This window comes from Streptomyces sp. NPDC027672, from assembly GCF_055566335.1.
The window spans coordinates 793,576-813,363 of the sequence record NZ_JBVHSO010000001.1; the positions used below are offsets into that span (position 1 = coordinate 793,576).

Annotated in this window: 12 protein-coding genes; 5 read left to right on the forward strand and 7 right to left on the reverse strand. The window is 70.7% G+C overall.

What is annotated here, in order from left to right; all coding sequences use genetic code 11:
• Nucleotides 1-31: 31 nt before the first annotated feature.
• The 5 genes from ACZ4SV_RS03585 (at nucleotide 32) to ACZ4SV_RS03605 (ending at nucleotide 6,844) form a co-directional block, all read left to right on the forward strand.
• The gene (locus tag ACZ4SV_RS03585) at nucleotides 32-922 is read left to right on the forward strand and encodes a hypothetical protein (protein WP_468001035.1); all 891 of its coding nucleotides are present in this window, start codon (nucleotides 32-34) and stop codon (nucleotides 920-922) included.
• Nucleotides 919-3,120, forward strand: a complete 2,202-nt coding sequence (locus tag ACZ4SV_RS03590) for a hypothetical protein (protein ID WP_468001037.1) — start codon at nucleotides 919-921, stop codon at nucleotides 3,118-3,120. The genes ACZ4SV_RS03585 and ACZ4SV_RS03590 overlap by 4 nt, the downstream gene beginning before the upstream one ends.
• 64 nt (nucleotides 3,121-3,184) lie before the next feature.
• A complete protein-coding gene (locus ACZ4SV_RS03595) occupies nucleotides 3,185-4,990 on the forward strand; it encodes a hypothetical protein (RefSeq protein WP_468001039.1) in 1,806 nt (601 codons plus the stop codon).
• Complete coding sequence (locus tag ACZ4SV_RS03600) at nucleotides 4,987-5,520, forward strand: Pycsar system effector family protein (protein ID WP_468001041.1); 534 nt, start codon at nucleotides 4,987-4,989, stop codon at nucleotides 5,518-5,520. Before ACZ4SV_RS03595 ends, ACZ4SV_RS03600 begins: the two co-directional genes overlap by 4 nt.
• 43 nt (nucleotides 5,521-5,563) lie before the next feature.
• Nucleotides 5,564-6,844, forward strand: coding sequence for a M48 family metalloprotease (locus tag ACZ4SV_RS03605; protein WP_468001043.1), 1,281 nt, complete (start codon nucleotides 5,564-5,566; stop codon nucleotides 6,842-6,844).
• Between the two features lie 65 nt (nucleotides 6,845-6,909).
• On the opposite strand, the gene ACZ4SV_RS03610 is transcribed toward ACZ4SV_RS03605, so the two are convergent.
• The 7 genes from ACZ4SV_RS03610 to rplK form a co-directional block, all read right to left on the reverse strand.
• Nucleotides 6,910-10,809 carry a DNA-directed RNA polymerase subunit beta' gene (locus ACZ4SV_RS03610; RefSeq protein ID WP_365875360.1) on the reverse strand — a complete coding sequence of 1,300 codons (3,900 nt, stop codon included), beginning with the start codon at nucleotides 10,807-10,809 and terminating at the stop codon, nucleotides 6,910-6,912.
• Between the two features lie 100 nt (nucleotides 10,810-10,909).
• The gene (gene rpoB, locus ACZ4SV_RS03615) at nucleotides 10,910-14,395 is read right to left on the reverse strand and encodes a DNA-directed RNA polymerase subunit beta (RefSeq protein ID WP_365875358.1); all 3,486 of its coding nucleotides are present in this window, start codon (nucleotides 14,393-14,395) and stop codon (nucleotides 10,910-10,912) included.
• Nucleotides 14,396-14,974: 579 nt separating this feature from the next.
• Nucleotides 14,975-15,364: a 50S ribosomal protein L7/L12 gene (rplL, locus tag ACZ4SV_RS03620; protein WP_365875356.1), complete on the reverse strand. Its 390-nt coding sequence runs from the start codon at nucleotides 15,362-15,364 to the stop codon at nucleotides 14,975-14,977.
• Between the two features lie 111 nt (nucleotides 15,365-15,475).
• Nucleotides 15,476-16,006, reverse strand: coding sequence for a 50S ribosomal protein L10 (gene rplJ / locus ACZ4SV_RS03625; protein ID WP_365875355.1), 531 nt, complete (start codon nucleotides 16,004-16,006; stop codon nucleotides 15,476-15,478).
• A 1,314-nt stretch (nucleotides 16,007-17,320) separates the two neighbouring features.
• Nucleotides 17,321-18,235: an SCO4651 family lipoprotein gene (locus ACZ4SV_RS03630; protein WP_468001047.1), complete on the reverse strand. Its 915-nt coding sequence runs from the start codon at nucleotides 18,233-18,235 to the stop codon at nucleotides 17,321-17,323.
• A 164-nt stretch (nucleotides 18,236-18,399) separates the two neighbouring features.
• Nucleotides 18,400-19,125, reverse strand: a complete 726-nt coding sequence (gene rplA, locus ACZ4SV_RS03635) for a 50S ribosomal protein L1 (RefSeq protein ID WP_365875351.1) — start codon at nucleotides 19,123-19,125, stop codon at nucleotides 18,400-18,402.
• Nucleotides 19,126-19,223: 98 nt separating this feature from the next.
• Nucleotides 19,224-19,658, reverse strand: a complete 435-nt coding sequence (gene rplK, locus ACZ4SV_RS03640; RefSeq protein WP_014674351.1) for a 50S ribosomal protein L11 — start codon at nucleotides 19,656-19,658, stop codon at nucleotides 19,224-19,226.
• Between the last annotated feature and the right edge of the window lie 130 nt (nucleotides 19,659-19,788).

Below are 19,788 nucleotides of genomic sequence, written 5' to 3' on the forward strand. Positions count from 1 at the left end.
CCTGCACACCGCCCCCGTCCGAGAGGCCGCCATGACCGCCGATCCCGTGATCCGCACGATCCTGCTGCTGGACATCGAGAGGTTCAGCCACCGGGACGACGTCGAGCAGGCCTACCTGCGCCGGATGCTCTACGACATCACCGACCGCGCGCTGCGCAGCGCCGACATCGACGAGACGCTGCGGCTGCGCGCCGACCGCGGCGACTCGGTGATGGAGCTGATCGACGCCAACGCCTCCGTCACGGCGCTGCTGCGGGCCCTGCTCACCGAGGTGCCGGTCCAGCTACGGGCGCTCAACCGCATGGCGTCCAGCTCGGCGCAGATCCGGCTGCGCGGAGTCGTCGCCAGCGGCTACGTGGCCATCGACGAACACGCCGGCTGGGTCGGCTCGGACCTGAACCACGCCGTCCGGCTGCTGGACGCCGAGGTGCTGCGCCGTGCGCTGCGCGAGCGCGCCGACGACTTCGCGCTGTGCGTCTCGGACGCCCTGTACACGGGAGTCGTCCGGCACGACCACCCCGGTGTCCCGGCCGACGGCTTCCACCGGACGACCGTGGCGAGCAAGAACGGGCCGCTCACGGCCTGGCTGTACGGACCGGTACCCGGCGGCGCGGCGGGCGGGGCGCCCGGCCGCGCGCCGGGGACCGGCACGGACCACGGTGACCGGGGGGAGGAGCCGGCGCCGGGCGGATCGGGGGACCGCCCGGCGCCGGCCGCGCCACCCCGGGCCACCGCCGCCGGGAACCACCCGGCGCCCGAGGCGCGGTGGCCCGCCCCGGCACCGGGCCCCTGCTTCCGCGGCCCCGTGACGATCGGCGGCGGCACGGTGCACGGCGACCAGAACAACGTCACCGGCAACCAGATCACCGGGACCGTCCAGCTGGGCGGCGGCCGCGGCCGGGACCGGGGTGAGGAGGCGTGAGCGAGGCCCAGCCGGACCCCGGCTCCCCGGCCGGCCCCGCCGCCGAGCCCGCTCCCGGCGAGGCGCCCGCGGAGCAGCACCCGGCCGCCGACGCCGGCGAGGAGAACGAGGAGCGCGACCAGCCGCAGGACCCGTGGGCCGCCCGGCGCGACCTGGCCGACCACAGCCCCCGGACCATGAACATCGGCGCCCGGACCCGGTTCGGCGGCGGCACCGTGCACGGCGACCAGAACAACCTGGCCGGCAACCAGATCACCGGCGACGTGTTCCTCGGCGGCAAGACGGAGATCCACTGGAGTCTCGCCGGCCTGTCCGGGGCGGCCGCCGTCTCCGGCGAGGTGCCGCCGCAGCGGCTGGAGCGGCTGGACGCGTCGTTCACCGCCGCCGAGGAGACCGTCCGGGAGCTGCTGGACCGGCTGCGCCGCGACCGCGTGCTGGTGCTGTCCGGCGCCCGCTTCTCCGGCCGCAGGACGGCGGCGCTGGTGCTGCTGCACCGGCTCGGCGCCGTACCCGTGCACGTCCTGGACCGGGACACCGCCCCCGGCTCCCTCGCCGACCGGCTCACCGGCTCGGACGGACAGGTGCGCGGCTATGTGCTGGGCGACCTGGCCACCCGGCGCGGGAACCCGCTGCGCGAACCGCACCTCCTGGCCGCACGCGGCCGGCTCGCGGAGCAGAACGCGTACCTGGTGATCACCGTGAGCCACACCGCCGTACTGGACGACGTCGACGACGTCCGCTGGGAGCCGCCGGCCGGGGCCGAGGTGCTGGCCGCGCACCTGCGCACGCTCGTGGACCCGGACACCGCCGCCGGCCTGCTCCGCCTCCCGGCGGTCGGCGACTTCCTGGCCCGCCGCCACCGGCTGCGCGAGACGGCCGGCTTCGCCCGGCTGCTGGCCCGCCACGCCGCCGCCGAGGTGACCGAGGACGCGGTCACGGCGTTCTCCCGCGCCTCGCTGGAGAACCAGGTCCAGGAGTGGTTCGAGGAGGACGAGAGCACGCTCCACCTGCGGGACAAGGCGTTCCTGGTGGCCCTCGCGGCGTTCGACGGCGGCCCGTACGCGCTGACCGCCGAACTCAGCGACCTGCTCTACCGCCGGCTGCTCAAGACCCAGCACCCGCACCAGCCCGCCGAGGTCCCCGTCTTCGGCACCCACATCGACAAACGGCTCCAGCTCGCCCGCGCGGAGGGCTACGAGGAGGACGAGCACACCGAGTGGGGCCCGGTGACCCAGTACAAGGCGAAGTTCCTCGACGAGCGGGTCTCCCTCGTGCTGCTGCGCCTGGTGTGGACCGGTCATCCGTCGGCCCGGCCCGCGCTGATCGAATGGCTCCGCCAGCTCGCCGGCGACGGCCGCCCGCTGGTCCGCACCCGCGCCGCCGCCACCGCCGCCGTCCTCGCCCGCACCGACCTGCCCTCCGCGATGGCCCTGGTCATCGAACCCTGGGCCACCTCCCGCCTGTTCCGGCACCGGCTCGTCGCGGTCAACTCCCTCGCCCTGGCCCACCTCGTCGGCACGCCCAACATCCCGCGCATCCTGGACGACTGGTCCAGGGCCGACGACCGCGCCCTGACCTGGGTGGCGGCCCGGGCGTACGCCCTGATCGGCCCGGAGCTGCCCGGGCAGGCGCTCGCCGCGCTGCGCGAGGCCGCCCGCCGCCTGCACGACGGTCCCGGCGGACCCGAGGAGTCCGACGCGGAGATGGTGCGCGAACTGTCCGACGCGGTCGCGCTGCTGCTGCTCTCCCCCGCGCACGACCAGGTCCTCGTGGAGCTGCTGACGCACCTCGACGACGACTCCGCGGTGCGCGCGCTCACGCTCACGGCCTTCGTCAACGCCTGCGGCCGCCCGGCGGAGGACGGCGACGAGGACGACCGGCCGGCCGTCCTCGCCTGGTACGCCGGCGCGGCCGCCGACGGCTCGGGCGCCGCCGGCGGACTGGCCTTCCTGTGGCGCGAGGCGCTCGCGGACCGGCACACCACCCGGGACGCGCTCAAGACCCTGGGCGACTGGGTGCTGACCGCCGAGCGGTCGCCCGCCACCGAGTGGGCGCTCGCCGCCCTGCTGCCGCACCTCGTCACCACGCCCACCGAACACCGGCGGCTCGGCCATCTGCTGCGCACCATGCCCGGCCGGGACGGCGCGCCGCCCCCGCGGGTCGCCACCCGCCTGCTGACCACGCTCCCGCCCCGCTGACGGTCCCTTCCGCGCACGGGACCGTCCGCGCGCACGACCGAGCACGTCCCCGAGGAGACCCACCATGCCCGCTTTCTCCCGCCCGCCCGAGTGGCAGCAGCCGGCGGACCGGCACAGCCGGCTGTCCGACCCGGTGCTCACCGTGCGGCAGCTCTCCCGCTTCGAACTCTCGCTCAAGCACGTCGTCCGCATCGACCACGCGCTGGTGTTCGCCACCCCGAAGGGCGGCTACGACGCGTTCCTCCCGCCGCACCGCCCCACCCGTGCCGAGATCGCCGCCCGCCGCTACACGGCCGTGTACGAGGTCGACATGGGCGTGCATCCCTTCACCGGCACGTTCACCCTGCCGAGTGACAACGACGCGTTCGAGTTCACGGCCGAGGTCGACTTCTCCTGGCAGGTGCTCGATCCGGCCCGGTTCGTGCGCAGCGGCCACCGGGACGTGCCGGGGCTGCTCGCCGGCACGCTCCAGCAGGCGGCCCGGCCGGTGTCCCGCCGGTTCGCCATCGCCGACAGCGGGGCGGCCGAACGGGAGCTGCTGACCGCCCTGACCCCGCTCGAACCGCTCGGCTCGGAGGTGGGCCTCCAGGTCACCTGGACCCTGCGGCTGCGGCGGGACCAGGCCGCCATCGAGCACCAGCAGCGGCTCCTGGCGATCGACCACTCCGCCGCCGAGCAGATCCGCGTGGCCCGGCGGGGCGCCGAGATCGACACCGAGCTGGACCACCGGGCCCGGGCACAGGACCGGCTCCACCTGGAACGCGCCATGGACTACGGCCGCCAGCACCGGGAACTCGCCCTGCAGCAGCAGCACTGGCAGCAGGAACAGGCCATGCTGCACGGCGCGCAGCAGCACCAGCTCGCCGTGCAGCAGGCGCAGCACGCCCTGGCGATCCAGCAGTACGAGGCCCAGAAGGTGGCCTTCTACCAGTGGCACCTCCAGCAGGGCGGAGTACAGGCCTGGGCCCTGCACCTCGCCGAGCATCCGCAGGACACCGGTCTGGTCATGACCGCCATGCGGGAGGACCAGCTCCGCATGATCCAGGCCCAGATGGACCTGGTGAAGGAGCTGCTGGCCGGCGACAACGCGGAGAAGTTCGAGCTGGAGGGCCCCAAGCAGCTGGCCCTGCGCACGGTCACGGACATCCTCAACCAGCGCCTGCCCGGCGTGGCCCAGAACCCGCCGCTGGTGCCGCCGGGCCCGGCGCCGGGTGCCGGGCCGGTGCCGGGCGCGATCACCGACGGCACCGTGGTCTCCTCCGACGAGGCGGGCGATGCGCAGGACGACGACGAGGCTCCGGCCGGAAAGAGTCCGTCGCCGGGGGCCGCGGAGAACCCGCCGGTGCCGGCCGCCGGGCAGGACGCCGAAGCCGGACAGGGGATCGGTCAGGAGGCCGTCCCGCAGGTCCCGCCGCAGCCCTCGTACACGCCGCCGCACACCCCGCCCTACACGCCGCCGTACCCGCCCCGACAGGCTCCGTACACGCCCGCGCAGGTCTCGTACGCTCCCCCGCAGCCTCCGCACGCCCCGTACGCTCCCCCGCAGCCTCCGTACGCGACCGCCCAGACCCCGTACGCGGCCCCTCAGCCTCCGTACGCGGCCCCCCGGCCTCCGTACGCGGCCCCGCAGGCGCCGTACGTGCCGGGGGCGGCTCAGCCCGCCCAGGAGGCCGAGGCGGCACCGGCTGGGTATCCGGCCCAGCCCGGCGGCTGGTACCCGCCGCCCATGCCCACCGCGCCGCCGTCCCCGGCCGCCGGCTGGCAGCCGCCGCCCGGGTACGGCTCCGTGCCGACCGCTCCCCCGCAGCCGCCGGCGGCCGGGGCATCGGAGCAGCCTCTGCCGGCCCCCGAGGGCGGGGCCGCCGTATGACGGCTCCCGCGCCCGCGGACGGCACCGCCGACCCCGCGCTCGCCCGGCTGCGGCTGTGCGAGCGCCTGCTCGCCGACCTGCGCACCGAGATAGCCCGGGCCGACAGCAAGGCCGCCGTGCTGGTCGCCGCGCTCGGGATGACCGCCGGACTGCTCAGCGGGGTGCTGGCCGGCCGGGACTGGACCCCGGGCCGGCTCTCCGCCGCCGGGGCCGCCTTGTGGTGGGCCGGGATCGTCTGCCTGCTGTTCTCGCTGTTCGCCCTGCTGCTCGCCGTCCTGCCCCGCTACCGGCCGGGTTCCTGGGCGCCCGGGCAGCCGCTGTCGTACTTCGGCGACATCCGGCAGGCCGCACGCGCGGGCCGGCTGGAGACGGCGGTCGACGACACCCTCCGCGACCCCGCCGCCGGTCTGCTCGCCTCGCTGGCCGAGAACAGCGGGATCGCCGCCCGGAAGCACCAGTGGATCCGCTCCGGCCTGATCGCGTTCTGCGCCGGTACGGCTCTGGTGCCCGCCTCGCTGCTGCTCGGCTGACCGGACCGCGGCCGCCGTCCCCCTCCACCGAAGGAACGCCAGCATGACCCACCCGCCCGCCGCACCGGAGTATCCCGAGCCGCCCCGCCACCCGCCCGCATCCCCGAGCCATCCCGCGCCCGCGTACCCGCCGCACCCGGCCGCCGCGTCGTACCCGTCCTCCCCGCCGCCCACGTACCCGTCGTACCCCCGGCCGCCGCACGCCGCCGCCCCGGCGCCCCCGCAGGCCCCGGCCCGCCCGGCTCCTCCCGCGGCTTCTCCGCCGTACCCGCCGTCCGTGCCGCCGCTGCCGCCGGGTGGCGGGCCGGGTGACATCGGTGCCGGCGATCCCCGGCACCCGCACCACATCAGCACCGACCACGGCCGGGTGCACATCGCCGCCCAGCAGCGCCGTACCGACGCCACCGCCGTCGGCAGCCTCCTGCTGCACCTGCCGAACCTCCTGGGCAGCCTCCTCGTCGTCGCCCTGGTCTCGCTCCTCTTCGGCCGCCTGGGCTTCCTGGTGGTCCTGGTCTGGCTGGCCAGCGGCGCGCTCGTCTTCCACCGCCCCACCGAAAGCGCCCTCGCGCGCCATGTGCTCCGGCTGCGCTACCCCACTCCCCGGGAACGGGCCACACTCGAACCGGTCTGGCACGAGGTGACGGCCCGCGCCGGGGTCGACGGCCGTTCCTACGAGTTGTGGGTCGAGGACAGCGACCACCTGAACGCGGTCGCCGCGGCCGGACACATCGTCGGCGTCACCCGGTTCGCCCTGGACCGGCTGCCCAACGGGGAACTCGCCGCCGTCCTGGCGCACGAACTCGGCCACCATGTCGGCGGCCACGCCTGGGCCGGACTGCTCGGCTACTGGTACGCGCTGCCGGGCCGGCTCGCCTGGCGGCTGCTGCGGACCGTGACCGCCGTGCTGTACAAGCTGTCCCGGGCCTTCTCCTGCGCGGGCGTCGTCTCCTTCACCGCGATCGTCGGCGTCTTCGCGTTCGCCACGATCAGCTTCCTGTACGGCCTGCCGCTGCTGATCCTCGCGGTGCCGTACGCCCTCGCCGCCGTCGGCCGGCGGGCCGAGCTGCGCGCCGACCAGCACGCGGCGGCCCTCGGCTTCGCTCCCATGCTGGCGGCGGTCCTGGAGAAGATGCACCACGAGGAACAGCAGGTCCGCGCCGCGCTCACCGCCCGCAACGGCGGTGTCCCGGTCGCCCGGAGCCCGCTCGCCAAGCTGCTGACCTCGCACCCGGACTACCACACCCGGCTGCACCGCCTCCGGCCCTACCTGGCACCACCGCCGTACCTCGCATCACCGCCCCACGCCGCGCCGCCGCGCTACTGAGCGCGCCCAGGCACGCCGAAGGGCGGCCACCCCGTCACGGAGTGGCCGCCCTTCAGACTGCTCGCTTACTGGTTGTACGGACCGTAGTCGTAGTCCTCCAGCGGGACGGCCTGGCCGGAGCCGGTGCCGAACGGCGAGTAGTCGATGTCGTCGTAGCCGACGGCCGAGTACATCGCGGCCTTGGCCTCCTCGGTCGGCTCGACCCGGATGTTGCGGTAGCGGGACAGACCCGTACCGGCCGGGATGAGCTTACCGATGATGACGTTCTCCTTGAGGCCGATGAGGCTGTCGGACTTGGCGTTGATCGCCGCGTCCGTCAGGACTCGGGTCGTCTCCTGGAAGGAGGCGGCCGACAGCCAGGATTCCGTCGCCAGCGAGGCCTTGGTGATACCCATCAGCTGCGGACGACCGGAGGCCGGGTGACCGCCCTCCTGGACCACACGACGGTTCTCCTGCTCGAAGCGGGAGCGCTCGACCAGCTCGCCGGGCAGCAGCTCGGCGTCGCCGGACTCGATGATCGTCACGCGGCGCAGCATCTGCCGGATGATGATCTCGATGTGCTTGTCGTGGATCGACACACCCTGCGAGTTGTAGACCTTCTGGACCTCGCCGACCAGGTGGACCTGGACGGCACGCTGGCCCAGGATGCGCAGCACGTCGTGCGGGTTGGTAGCACCCACGGTGAGCTGCTGGCCCACCTCGACGTGGTCGCCCTCGCGGACCAGGACCTTGGCACGCTTGGAGATCGGGTACGCCGTCTCGTCGCTGCCGTCGTCCGGCGTGACGACGATCTTCTTGGTCTTCTCGGTCTCCTCGATGCGGACGCGGCCGCTCGCCTCGGAGATCGGGGCGACACCCTTGGGCGTACGGGCCTCGAACAGCTCGACGACACGCGGCAGACCCTGGGTGATGTCGTCACCGGCCACACCACCGGTGTGGAAGGTACGCATCGTCAGCTGGGTGCCGGGCTCACCGATGGACTGGGCGGCGATGATGCCGACCGCCTCACCGATGTCGACCAGCTTGCCGGTGGCGAGCGAACGGCCGTAGCACATCGCGCAGGTGCCGACGGCGGACTCGCAGGTCAGGACCGAGCGGGTCTTGACCTCCTCGACGCCACGGCCGACCAGCTCCTCGATGAGGACGTCGCCCAGGTCGGTGCCGGCCGGGGCCAGCACCTGGCCCTCGACCACGATGTCCTCGGCGAGGCAGCGCGCGTACACGGACGTCTCGACGTCCTCCGCCTTGCGCAGCACGCCGTCGGCGCCGCGCTCGGCGATCCGCAGCCGCAGACCGCGCTCGGTGCCGCAGTCCTCCTCGCGGATGATGACGTCCTGCGAGACGTCGACCAGACGACGGGTGAGGTAACCCGAGTCGGCCGTACGCAGAGCGGTGTCCGCCAGACCCTTACGGGCACCGTGCGTGGAGATGAAGTACTCCAGCACGGACAGGCCCTCACGGAACGAGGCCTTGATCGGACGCGGGATGGTCTCGTTCTTCGCGTTCGACACCAGACCACGCATACCGGCGATCTGCCGCATCTGCATCATGTTTCCTCGGGCACCCGAGTCAACCATCATGAAGATGGGGTTCGTCTTGGGGAAGTTCGCGTTCATCGCCTCGGCGACCTCGTTGGTCGCCTTGGTCCAGATCGCGATGAGTTCCTGCGTGCGCTCTTCCTTGGTGATCAGACCGCGCTCGTACTGCTTCTGGACCTTCTCGTCCTGCGCCTCGTAGCCCTTGACGATCTCCTTCTTCGCCTCGGGAACGACGACGTCGGAGATGGCCACGGTGACACCGGAACGGGTCGCCCAGTAGAAGCCGGCCGCCTTCAGGTTGTCGAGCGTCGCCGCCACGATGACCTTGGGGTAGCGCTCGGCCAGGTCGTTGACGATCTCGGAGAGCTGCTTCTTGCCCACCGAGTAGTCGACGAACGGGTAGTCCTCGGGCAGCAGCTCGTTGAAGAGCGCGCGGCCCAGCGTGGTGCGCAGGCGGAACGAGTCCCCCTGCTGCCACTCGGGCTCGCCCTCTTCGCGGGCCGGCGGAGTCCAGCCGCGCGGCGGGATGGTGCCCACCGGGAAGCGGATGTCGACCGGCGACTGCAGCGCCAGCTCGCCGGCGTCGAACGCCATGATCGCCTCGGCCGTGGAGCCGAACGCGCGGCCCTCGCCCTTGGTGTCACGCAGCTCGCCGTCGGTGGTGAGGAAGAACAGACCGAGGACCATGTCCTGGGTCGGCATCGTCACCGGACGGCCGTCGGCCGGCTTGAGGATGTTGTTCGAGGACAGCATCAGGATGCGGGCCTCGGCCTGCGCCTCCGCGGACAGCGGCAGGTGCACGGCCATCTGGTCACCGTCGAAGTCCGCGTTGAACGCGGTGCAGACGAGCGGGTGGATCTGGATGGCCTTGCCCTCGACCAGCTGCGGCTCGAAGGCCTGGATGCCGAGGCGGTGCAGGGTGGGAGCACGGTTCAGCAGCACCGGGTGCTCGGCGATGACCTCTTCGAGGACGTCGTACACGACGGTGCGGCCGCGCTCCACCATGCGCTTGGCGCTCTTGATGTTCTGCGCGTGGTTCAGGTCGACCAGGCGCTTCATCACGAACGGCTTGAACAGCTCCAGCGCCATCGCCTTGGGCAGACCGCACTGGTGCAGCTTCAGCTGCGGGCCGACGACGATGACGGAACGCGCCGAGTAGTCGACTCGCTTGCCGAGCAGGTTCTGCCGGAAACGGCCCTGCTTGCCCTTGAGCATGTCGGACAGCGACTTCAGCGGACGGTTGCCGGGGCCCGTGACCGGGCGGCCGCGGCGGCCGTTGTCGAAGAGCGCGTCGACGGCCTCCTGAAGCATGCGCTTCTCGTTGTTCACGATGATCTCGGGCGCGCCGAGGTCGAGAAGCCGCTTCAGGCGGTTGTTGCGGTTGATGACACGGCGGTACAGGTCGTTCAGGTCGGAGGTCGCGAAGCGGCCACCGTCCAGCTGCACCATCGGACGCAGGTCCGGCGGGATGACCGGGACGCAGTCCAGGACCATGCCCTTGGGGCTGTTGGAGGTCTGCAGGAACGCGGAGACGACCTTCAGCCGCTTCAGGGCGCGGGTCTTCTTCTGGCCCTTGCCGGTGCGGATGATCTCGCGGAGGCGCTCGGCCTCCTCCTCCAGGTCGAAGGACTCCAGGCGCTTCTGCAGCGCCGCGGCACCCATCGAACCGTCGAAGTACGTGCCGAAGCGGTCGCGCAGCTCGCGGTAGAGCAGTTCGTCGCCCTCCAGGTCCTGGACCTTGAGGTTCTTGAACCGGCTCCACACCTCGTCGAGGCGATCGATCTCGCGCTGCGCGCGGTCGCGGAGCTGCTTCATCTCACGCTCGGCGCCCTCGCGCACCTTGCGGCGCACGTCGGCCTTGGCACCCTCGGCCTCCAGCTCGGCCAGGTCGGCCTCCAGCTTCTTGGCCCGGGCCTCCAGGTCGGCGTCACGGCGGTTCTCGATCTGCTGGCGCTCGACCGAGACGTGCGCCTCCAGGGAGGGCAGGTCGCGGGTGCGGCGCTCCTCGTCGACGTACGTGATCATGTACGCCGCGAAGTAGATGACCTTCTCGAGGTCCTTCGGCGCCAGGTCCAGCAGGTAGCCGAGGCGCGAGGGGACACCCTTGAAGTACCAGATGTGGGTGACGGGCGCGGCCAGTTCGATGTGGCCCATCCGCTCACGGCGCACCTTGGCACGCGTGACCTCGACGCCACAGCGCTCGCAGATGATGCCCTTGAAGCGGACGCGCTTGTACTTGCCGCAGTAGCACTCCCAGTCCCGGGTCGGACCGAAGATCTTCTCGCAGAAGAGTCCGTCCTTTTCGGGCTTGAGGGTGCGGTAGTTGATGGTCTCGGGCTTCTTGACCTCGCCGTGGCTCCACTGACGGATGTCGTCAGCGGTAGCCAGACCGATCCGGAGCTCGTCGAAGAAGTTGACGTCGAGCACTATGCGTCAATCCCTCTCAGGGTTTGTTAAGTCTGTGGTCTGAAACGGGGGCCTGGGGGTCGGCGGGGCCCTGATGGGTCAGAGCCCCGCCGGACTCCCGTCAGACCTCTTCGACGCTGCTCGGCTCGCGCCGGGACAGGTCGATACCGAGCTCCTCCGCAGCGCGGAAGACGTCCTCGTCGGTGTCGCGCATCTCGATGGACATACCGTCACTCGACAGCACCTCCACGTTCAGGCAGAGCGACTGCATCTCCTTGATGAGCACCTTGAAGGACTCGGGGATGCCGGGCTCGGGGATGTTCTCGCCCTTGACGATGGCCTCGTAGACCTTCACGCGGCCGGTGACGTCGTCGGACTTGATGGTCAGCAGCTCCTGGAGCGCGTACGCGGCTCCGTAGGCCTCAAGTGCCCACACCTCCATCTCGCCGAACCGCTGGCCGCCGAACTGGGCCTTACCGCCCAGGGGCTGCTGCGTGATCATCGAGTACGGGCCGGTCGAGCGGGCGTGCAGCTTGTCGTCGACCAGGTGGTGCAGCTTCAGGATGTACATGTAGCCGACCGAGATCGGGTCCGGGAACGGCTCACCGCTGCGGCCGTCGAACAGCCGCGCCTTGCCGGTCGGGAGCACCATGCGCTCGCCGTCCCGGTTCGGGATGGTGTGCTGGAGCAGACCCGCCAGCTCGTCCTCACGGGCACCGTCGAAGACCGGGGTGGCGACGTTGGTGCCGGGCTCGACCTTGTCGGCGCCGATCACCTGGAGCCGCTGGGCCCACTCCTCCGCGAGGCCGGAGACGTCCCAGCCGCGGCTGGCGAGCCAGCCGAGGTGGATCTCCAGGACCTGTCCCGGGTTCATTCGGGACGGCACACCCAGCGGGTTGAGGATGATGTCGACCGGGGTGCCGTCCTCCAGGAACGGCATGTCCTCGATCGGCAGGATCTTGGAGATGACACCCTTGTTGCCGTGCCGGCCGGCCAGCTTGTCACCGTCGGTGATCTTGCGCTTCTGCGCGACGTAGACGCGGACGAGCTGGTTCACGCCCGGCGGCAGCTCGTCGCCCTCCTCGCGGTCGAAGACGCGCACACCGATGACCTTGCCGATCTCGCCGTGCGGGACCTTCAGCGAGGTGTCGCGGACCTCACGGGCCTTCTCGCCGAAGATGGCGCGCAGCAGGCGCTCCTCCGGGGTCAGCTCGGTCTCGCCCTTGGGCGTGACCTTGCCGACCAGGATGTCGCCGGCGACGACGTCGGCACCGATGCGGATGATGCCGCGCTCGTCGAGGTCGGCGAGGACCTCCTCGGAGACGTTCGGGATGTCCCGGGTGATCTCCTCGGGGCCCAGCTTGGTGTCACGGGCGTCGACCTCGTGCTCCTCGATGTGGATCGAGGAGAGGACGTCGTCCTGCACGAGGCGCTGCGACAGGATGATCGCGTCCTCGTAGTTGTGACCCTCCCACGGCATGAACGCCACGAGCAGGTTCTTGCCGAGGGCCATCTCGCCGTTCTGGGTGGCCGGGCCGTCGGCGAGGACCTGGCCCTCGACGATGCGGTCGCCCTCGTTGACGATGACCTTCTGGTTGACCGAGGTGCCCTGGTTGGAGCGGGCGAACTTGGCCAGGCGGTACGTGATGTACGTGCCGTCGTCGTTGGCCGTGGTGATGTAGTCCGCGGAGACCTCCTGGACCACACCGGCCTTCTCGGCCTTCACGACGTCGCCGGCGTCGACGGCGGAGCGGTACTCCATGCCGGTGCCGACGAGCGGGGACTCCGACTTAATCAGCGGGACGGCCTGGCGCATCATGTTCGCGCCCATGAGGGCACGGTTGGCGTCGTCGTGCTCGAGGAAGGGGATCATGGCGGTCGCGACCGACACCATCTGGCGCGGCGAGACGTCCATGTAGTCCACGTCCTCGGGGCCGACGTAGTCGACCTCGCCGCCACGGCGGCGGACGAGCACGCGGCTCTCCTCGAAGCGGAGCTCGTTGGTCAGCGGCGCGTTGGCCTGCGCGATGACGAAGCGGTCCTCTTCGTCGGCGGTCAGGTAGTCCACCTCGTCGGTGACCTGGCCGTCGATGACCTTGCGGTACGGGGTCTCGACGAAACCGAACGCGTTGACCCGGCCGTAGGAGGCGAGCGAGCCGATCAGACCGATGTTCGGGCCTTCGGGCGTCTCGATCGGGCACATGCGGCCGTAGTGCGAGGGGTGCACGTCACGGACCTCGAAGCCGGCCCGCTCACGGGACAGACCACCGGGGCCGAGCGCCGACAGACGGCGCTTGTGCGTCAGACCAGACAGCGGGTTGTTCTGGTCCATGAACTGCGACAGCTGGCTGGTGCCGAAGAACTCCTTGATGGAGGCGACGACCGGCCGGATGTTGATCAGGGTCTGCGGCGTGATCGCCTCGACGTCCTGAGTGGTCATGCGCTCGCGCACGACGCGCTCCATCCGGGCCAGACCCGTGCGGACCTGGTTCTGGATGAGCTCGCCGACGCTGCGCAGGCGGCGGTTGCCGAAGTGGTCGATGTCATCGGTCTCGACGACGACCGTGTCGCCGTTGTCACCGGTGGTCTCGGTCTCGCCGGCGTGCAGCTTCACCAGGTACTTGATCGTCGAGATGATGTCCTCGACGGTCAGGATGCCCGCGTCCAGCGGGGTGTCCGTACCCAGCTTCTTGTTCACCTTGTAGCGGCCGACCTTGGCGAGGTCGTAGCGCTTGGGGTTGAAGTAGAGGTTCTCCAGCAGCGTCTGCGCGGCCTCGCGCGTGGGGGGCTCGCCCGGGCGCAGCTTGCGGTAGATGTCGAGGAGCGCGTCGTCCTGGCCCTGGGTGTGGTCCTTCTCCAGGGTGGCGCGCATCGACTCGTAGTCGCCGAACTCCTCGAGGATCTGCTCGGTGGTCCAGCCGAGCGCCTTCAGCAGCACGGTGACCGACTGCTTGCGCTTGCGGTCGATGCGGACACCGACCATGTCGCGCTTGTCGATCTCCATCTCCAGCCAGGCACCCCGGGACGGGATGATCTTGGCGGAGAAGATGTCCTTGTCGGACGTCTTGTCGATGGAGGAGTCGAAGTAGACACCGGGGGAACGGACCAGCTGCGACACCACGACACGCTCGGTGCCGTTGATGACGAAGGTGCCCTTGTTCGTCATGAGCGGGAAGTCGCCCATGAAGACGGTCTGGGACTTGATTTCGCCGGTCTCGTTGTTGGTGAACTCGGCGGTGACGAAGAGCGGGGCGGCGTACGTGAAGTCGCGCTCCTTGCACTCGTCGATGGAGTTCTTCGGCGGCTCGAAGCGGTGGTCCCGGAACGTCAGCGACATCGACCCGGAGAAGTCCTCGATCGGCGAGATCTCCTCGAAGATCTCCTCCAGACCGGACTTGGTGGGGACGTCCTGACCGTTCTCCAGAGCCTCCTCGACCCGACTCTGCCAGGCGGTGTTGCCGAGCAGCCAGTCGAAGCTCTCGGTCTGCAGCGCGAGCAGGTTCGGAACCTCGAGGGGCTCCTTGATCTTTGCAAAGGAAATGCGCAGCGGGGCGGTGCTGGCGCCGTTGTTCGTATTCGCGGTCGAGGCAGTGCGCGAGGCGGCCAAGAGGGGGTCCTTCCGAGGGCTCGGACTCACTACGCGCGTACCGGTCCCTCTCCTGCTACACAGGGACGGAAACCCCAGGTCAGTAGGGTCGGTCGACTGTGCTCAAGTGAGGGCAGACCCCTGGTGACGGGCAGGGGACAGCTAACAGGCAGCGCAAAGGGTCAGTGTAGCCACTTGGCACACTGATGTCCAGTGCGGGTATTCGAAGACCCTCGTTGTGCTCAACGCCCTTGTCAAAGCCCTCGGCATCCTGCCCTCAACGCACGTTGATACTGCCCTCTTCGCCGTCGATCCATGCCTCGGATTCGGATCCTTGTGACGACGCGTCCTGAGAATTGCGCGCTGCGTGCGGTTCGTCAAGGGCTCCTCGCCGGAACCGGGGCATCCGGGGACACGACGAAGATCACCTTACCCCTCACGAACACAGGTGCAAGGCAGCCGGGGCCGGGCCCCGGGGAACGCCGCAGGGCGACCACCCGGATGGATGATCGCCCTGCGGTGCGTTCGCGTTACAGCCCTACGGTGCTACGGCGTTACGGCCGTACAGCCCCGGGAGCCGCTGGTGCGGTCGCGAAGGTCTTACTTGACCTCGACGGAGGCGCCGGCGGCCTTGAGGGACTCGGCGGCCTTCTCGGCCTGCTCCTTGTTGACCTTCTCGAGGACCGGCTTCGGGGTGCCGTCGACGAGGTCCTTGGCCTCCTTCAGACCCAGGGAGGTCAGCTCACGCACGACCTTGATGACCTGGATCTTCTTCTCGCCGGCGCCGGTGAGGATGACGTCGAACTCGTCCTTCTCCTCCTCGGCCTCGGCGGCGGCGCCACCAGCGGCACCACCGGCGACGACGACCGGCGCGGCAGCGGCGGCGGTGACGTCGAACTTGTCCTCGAAGGCCTTCACGAACTCGGAGAGCTCGATGAGGGTCATCTCCTCGAACTGGGCAAGCAGCTCGTCCTGGGTGAGCTTCGCCATGATGGCGGTCCTTCCACTCAAATCGGCAGGTGCCGGATGTACTGGATAAGGCGGGCGTACGTCGGCCCGCTGCGACCCGCTCCTGTGACGCGGGTCAGAAAGCGAGCCGAATTACTCGGCACCGCCCTGCTCGGCCTGCTTGGCGCGCAGCGCGTCCACGGTGCGGACGAGCTTCGACGGCAGCGCCTGGAAGACGGAGGCAGCCTGGGACTGCTTCGCCTTGAAGGCACCGGCCAGCTTGCTGAGCAGAACCTCGCGGGACTCGAGGTCCGCGAGCTTCTTGATCTCGTCGGCGGACAGCGCCTTACCATCAAGGACACCGCCCTTGATGATGAGATTGGGGTTGTCCTTGGCGAAGTCACGCAGACCCTTCGCCGACTCCACCGGGTCACCGGTGACGAAGGCGACGGCCGTCGGGCCAGCGAAGAGCTGGTCCTCCAGCGTGATCCCGGCCTCCTTGGCCGCAATCTTGGTCAGCGTGTTCTTCACCACGGCGTACTGGGCGTTCTCACCGAGCGACCGGCGCAGCGTCTTGAGCTGCGCCACGGTGAGACCGCGGTACTCGGTCAGCACGGCGGCGTTGGAGCTGCGGAACTTGTCCGTCAGCTCCGCAACCGCGGCAGCCTTGTCGGGCCTCGCCATAGAGCCTCGGCCTCCTTCCGGGTGATTCGGACCGCGCGGACCCGAAGGAGGACTGGGGAAAACGAAACGCCCCGGCGCAGGCGCACGGGGCGGACTCGACCGGGACGCACACGCTCGGCGAGCGCACTCCGGGAGTTCTTCCACGTCACCTGCGCGGGTCGCCCACTTTTCAGCGGATCCTTCGGCCACCGCACCCTCACACGAGCGCACGGCAACGACCAGCGGTCTTTGGCTTCGAGAAGGACACTACGCGACCACGGCACACCAGAGCAAATCGACCGGACCGCGAGCGGTAGGGGGCCGGCCGTGGACGGGGCACGGCGGGATCACCGGGCCCCGGACGGGACACGGCGGGGTCGTCGCACCGCGCGCGGGGCGCCCCGGAGCCGTCGGCCCCCGGGCGGAAGCCGCCGAACGTCCGGCTCCTGTCGTCGGACCCCGGACGGAACCCGCCATCCGCGCGCGGGGCGCGCCGGACGTCGCGTGCCGGACGGGACGCGCCGGCCGCGCGAGGAGCGCCCCGGAGTCGTCGCGCCCCGGGCGGAAGTCGCCGAACGTCCGGCTCGGCCGTCGGGCCCTGGGCGGGACGCCACGGGGGGCGTCGCACTGTGAGCGGAAACCGCCAGCCGTACGCGGGGCGCCCCCGAGCCGTCACGCCCCGGGCGGAAGCCGCCGAACGTCCGGCCCGGTCGTCGGACCCCGGGCGTCCGGTCCAGTAGTCGAGCTGGGCGGGAACCGCCGACCGCGCGGGGCGGGCGCCCCGGGGTCATCGTGCCCCAGGCGGGAAGCGCCGGGGGCGTCGCACTGTAGGCGCAAGCCGCGCGCCGGGCACCCCGCAGCCGTCGGGCCACGGGCGGAAGTCACCGGAACGTCCGGCCCGGTAGTCCAGCCGGGCGGGAACCGCCGGCCCCGCGCGGAGCGCGCCAGGGGCGTCACCCGCCGGGCGGGCACCACCAGCCGTACGCAAGGCGTCCCGGGGTCATCGTGCCCCGGGCGGGGACCCGCCGGGGGCGTCGCGCTGTGGGCGGAAGCCAACAGCCGCACGCGGCGCGCCCCGCAGCCGTCGTGTCCTGGGCGCGGCCCCGGGCGGAAGCCGCCGGAACGTCCAGGCGGCAGGAACCGCCGTGCGGATGGTCCTGTCGCTCGCCGTCGCGGGGGCCCTGCTGTCCGCAGGAGGCCCCGTGGAGGCCGTTGTGGGGGCTTTCGAGCCATGCGGAAGGCTCACCGCCCCGCCAGGGGGCTATGCGGCCCCTGGCGGGCAGCGGGGGCAGCGGGCCCGCACCGGTGCGGTGGGGCCCCGGGTGGCCGGAAGGGTCAGGAAGGGGTGCCCGTGGCGGTGCCGGTTGCCGTGCCGCCGGACTTCAGCATGTCCGCGAAGTCCTTGGTGTCGCCGGCCGGCGGCGCCTGAGCGGTGACCTTCACGCCGTAGTCGCTGTAGAACGTCGTGTTGCTCATGACGCCGTTGGCGGTCTTGGCCTTCTCGGACTTCTTGACCAGCAGGTCCTGGTCGTTGATCCAGATGTCGATGGTGTCCTTGGTGACACCGGCCTGGCTGAGCTGCTTCTTCAGGGCCGCGAGCTGGTCGGCGCTGAGGTTGCTGGTCTTGCCGGCGAGGTCGGCCACGTTCACCGTGCCCGAGTAGTGCACGGCGTGGACGCCGGACAGCGTCTCCTCGCCGACCTTCTTGACGTCACCGGAGGCCAGCAGCATCCGCACGGACTGGTTCGGGGTGGCGGTCTGGAGCTGGTCCTTCATGTACGAACCGGACGCGCCGCCCACCTTGGCGAGGTCCTCGTACGCGTACCTGATCCAGTGCGTGCCGCCGCCCGTCTGCCGGGCGTACGCGTCGCTCATGTGGGCGTAGTAGGCGTCCGGCAGATACCGGGTCTCCATCGACTGGGTGCCGGCCTTCTTCATCAGCTCGGCCATCTGCCCGCCGGTGTACGTGATGGTGAGGTTGCCCTTGAGTCCGTCGCTCCAGCTGAGCGCGCCGTCCGCGCTCATCGACATCAGGTCGCCGACGGAGGTGGTGGAGCGCACCTTCGCCGAGTCGGCCTTGTCGGTGGACTTCTCGACGGAGCGCAGGGCCGCGATGGGGCTGACGTGTATCGCCTTGCCGCCCGCCTTGTCGCCGTCCTTGCCGGAGTCGGTGCCGCAGGCGGCCAGTCCGGTCAGCGCGGCCGCCACCGCGATGGAAAGGGCCGCCCGGCGCATGGTCGTGCTGTTCATCTGTCCCACCCCTATTGCGTGTCCTGTGCCTGCACCGTAACCCAGGCCACTGACAGTCGTACGAAAGGTCGCACAGAGAAAGGACGGGCCCGGAACCTCGGAGGTTCCAGGGCCCGCCCTTCTCTTTACGCGTACCTGACGCGGCTACCAGGCTGAGCCGGGGCTCAGACGGCGGCCGGGTCCTCCTCGACGAGGAGGTTGCGGGTGCGGTTCGGGTCGACCGGAATGCCGGGGCCCATCGTGGTGGTGATGGCGGCCTTCTTGATGTAGCGACCCTTGGCGGCGGACGGCTTCAGACGGAGGATCTCGTCCAGCGCGGCGCCGTAGTTCTCCACCAGCTTGTCGTCCCCGAAGGACGCCTTGCCGATGATGAAGTGCAGGTTCGAGTGCTTGTCGACGCGGAACTCGATCTTGCCGCCCTTGATGTCCGTGACGGCCTTGGTCACGTCGGGGGTGACGGTGCCGGTCTTCGGGTTCGGCATCAGACCACGCGGGCCGAGGACGCGGCCGAGGCGGCCGACCTTGCCCATGAGGTCCGGGGTGGCGACGACGGCGTCGAAGTCCAGACGGCCCTTCGCGACCTCGTCGATCAGCTCGTCGGCACCGACGATGTCGGCGCCCGCGGCACGCGCGGCCTCGGCACGGTCGCCGGTCGCGAAGACCAGGACCCGGGCGGTCTTACCGGTGCCGTGCGGAAGGTTCACGGTGCCACGGACCATCTGGTCGGCCTTGCGCGGGTCGACACCCAGACGGAAGGCGACCTCGACGGTGGCGTCGAACTTGGTCGTGGAGGTCTCCTTGGCGAGACGGACGGCTTCGAGCGGGGCGTACAGCTTCTCCCGGTCGATCTTGGCGTCCGCAGCGCGGAGAGCCTTGCTGCGCTTGCTCACAACTTGCTCCTGTGTGTTCTGAAAGGAGTCGTGGTCCTGGGGCCGAGCAGGCCCTGCCACGTGCGGCCGCTCACGGCCGCATGACTGCTGGGGTGGGGTCAGCCCTCGACCGTGACGCCCATGGAACGCGCGGTACCGGCGATGATCTTCGCCGCGGCGTCCAGGTCGTTCGCGTTCAGGTCGGCCATCTTGGTCTGGGCGATCTCGCGGACCTGCGCCTCGGTGATCTTGGCGACCTTGGTCTTGTGCGGCTCGCCCGAGCCCTTCTCGATGCCCGCGGCCTTGAGAATCATCTTCGCGGCCGGCGGCGTCTTGGTGATGAAGGTGAAGGAACGGTCTTCGTAGACCGTGATCTCCACCGGGATGACCCAACCGCGCTGCGACTCGGTCGCGGCGTTGTAGGCCTTGCAGAACTCCATGATGTTGACGCCGTGCTGACCCAGCGCCGGGCCGACCGGCGGAGCCGGGTTGGCGGCGCCGGCCTGGATCTGGAGCTTGATAAGCCCCGTGACCTTCTTCTTCTTGGGAGGCATGCTCTCTCCGGGTCCTTGCTGAGAGGTTGATGGCCATCCGCCTCATCCGGATTACACGCCGATGCATGATCCAGCAGATGGCATACCGCCCAACGATAGCCGCTGTCCCCTCGGGACAAGAAATCGTCCA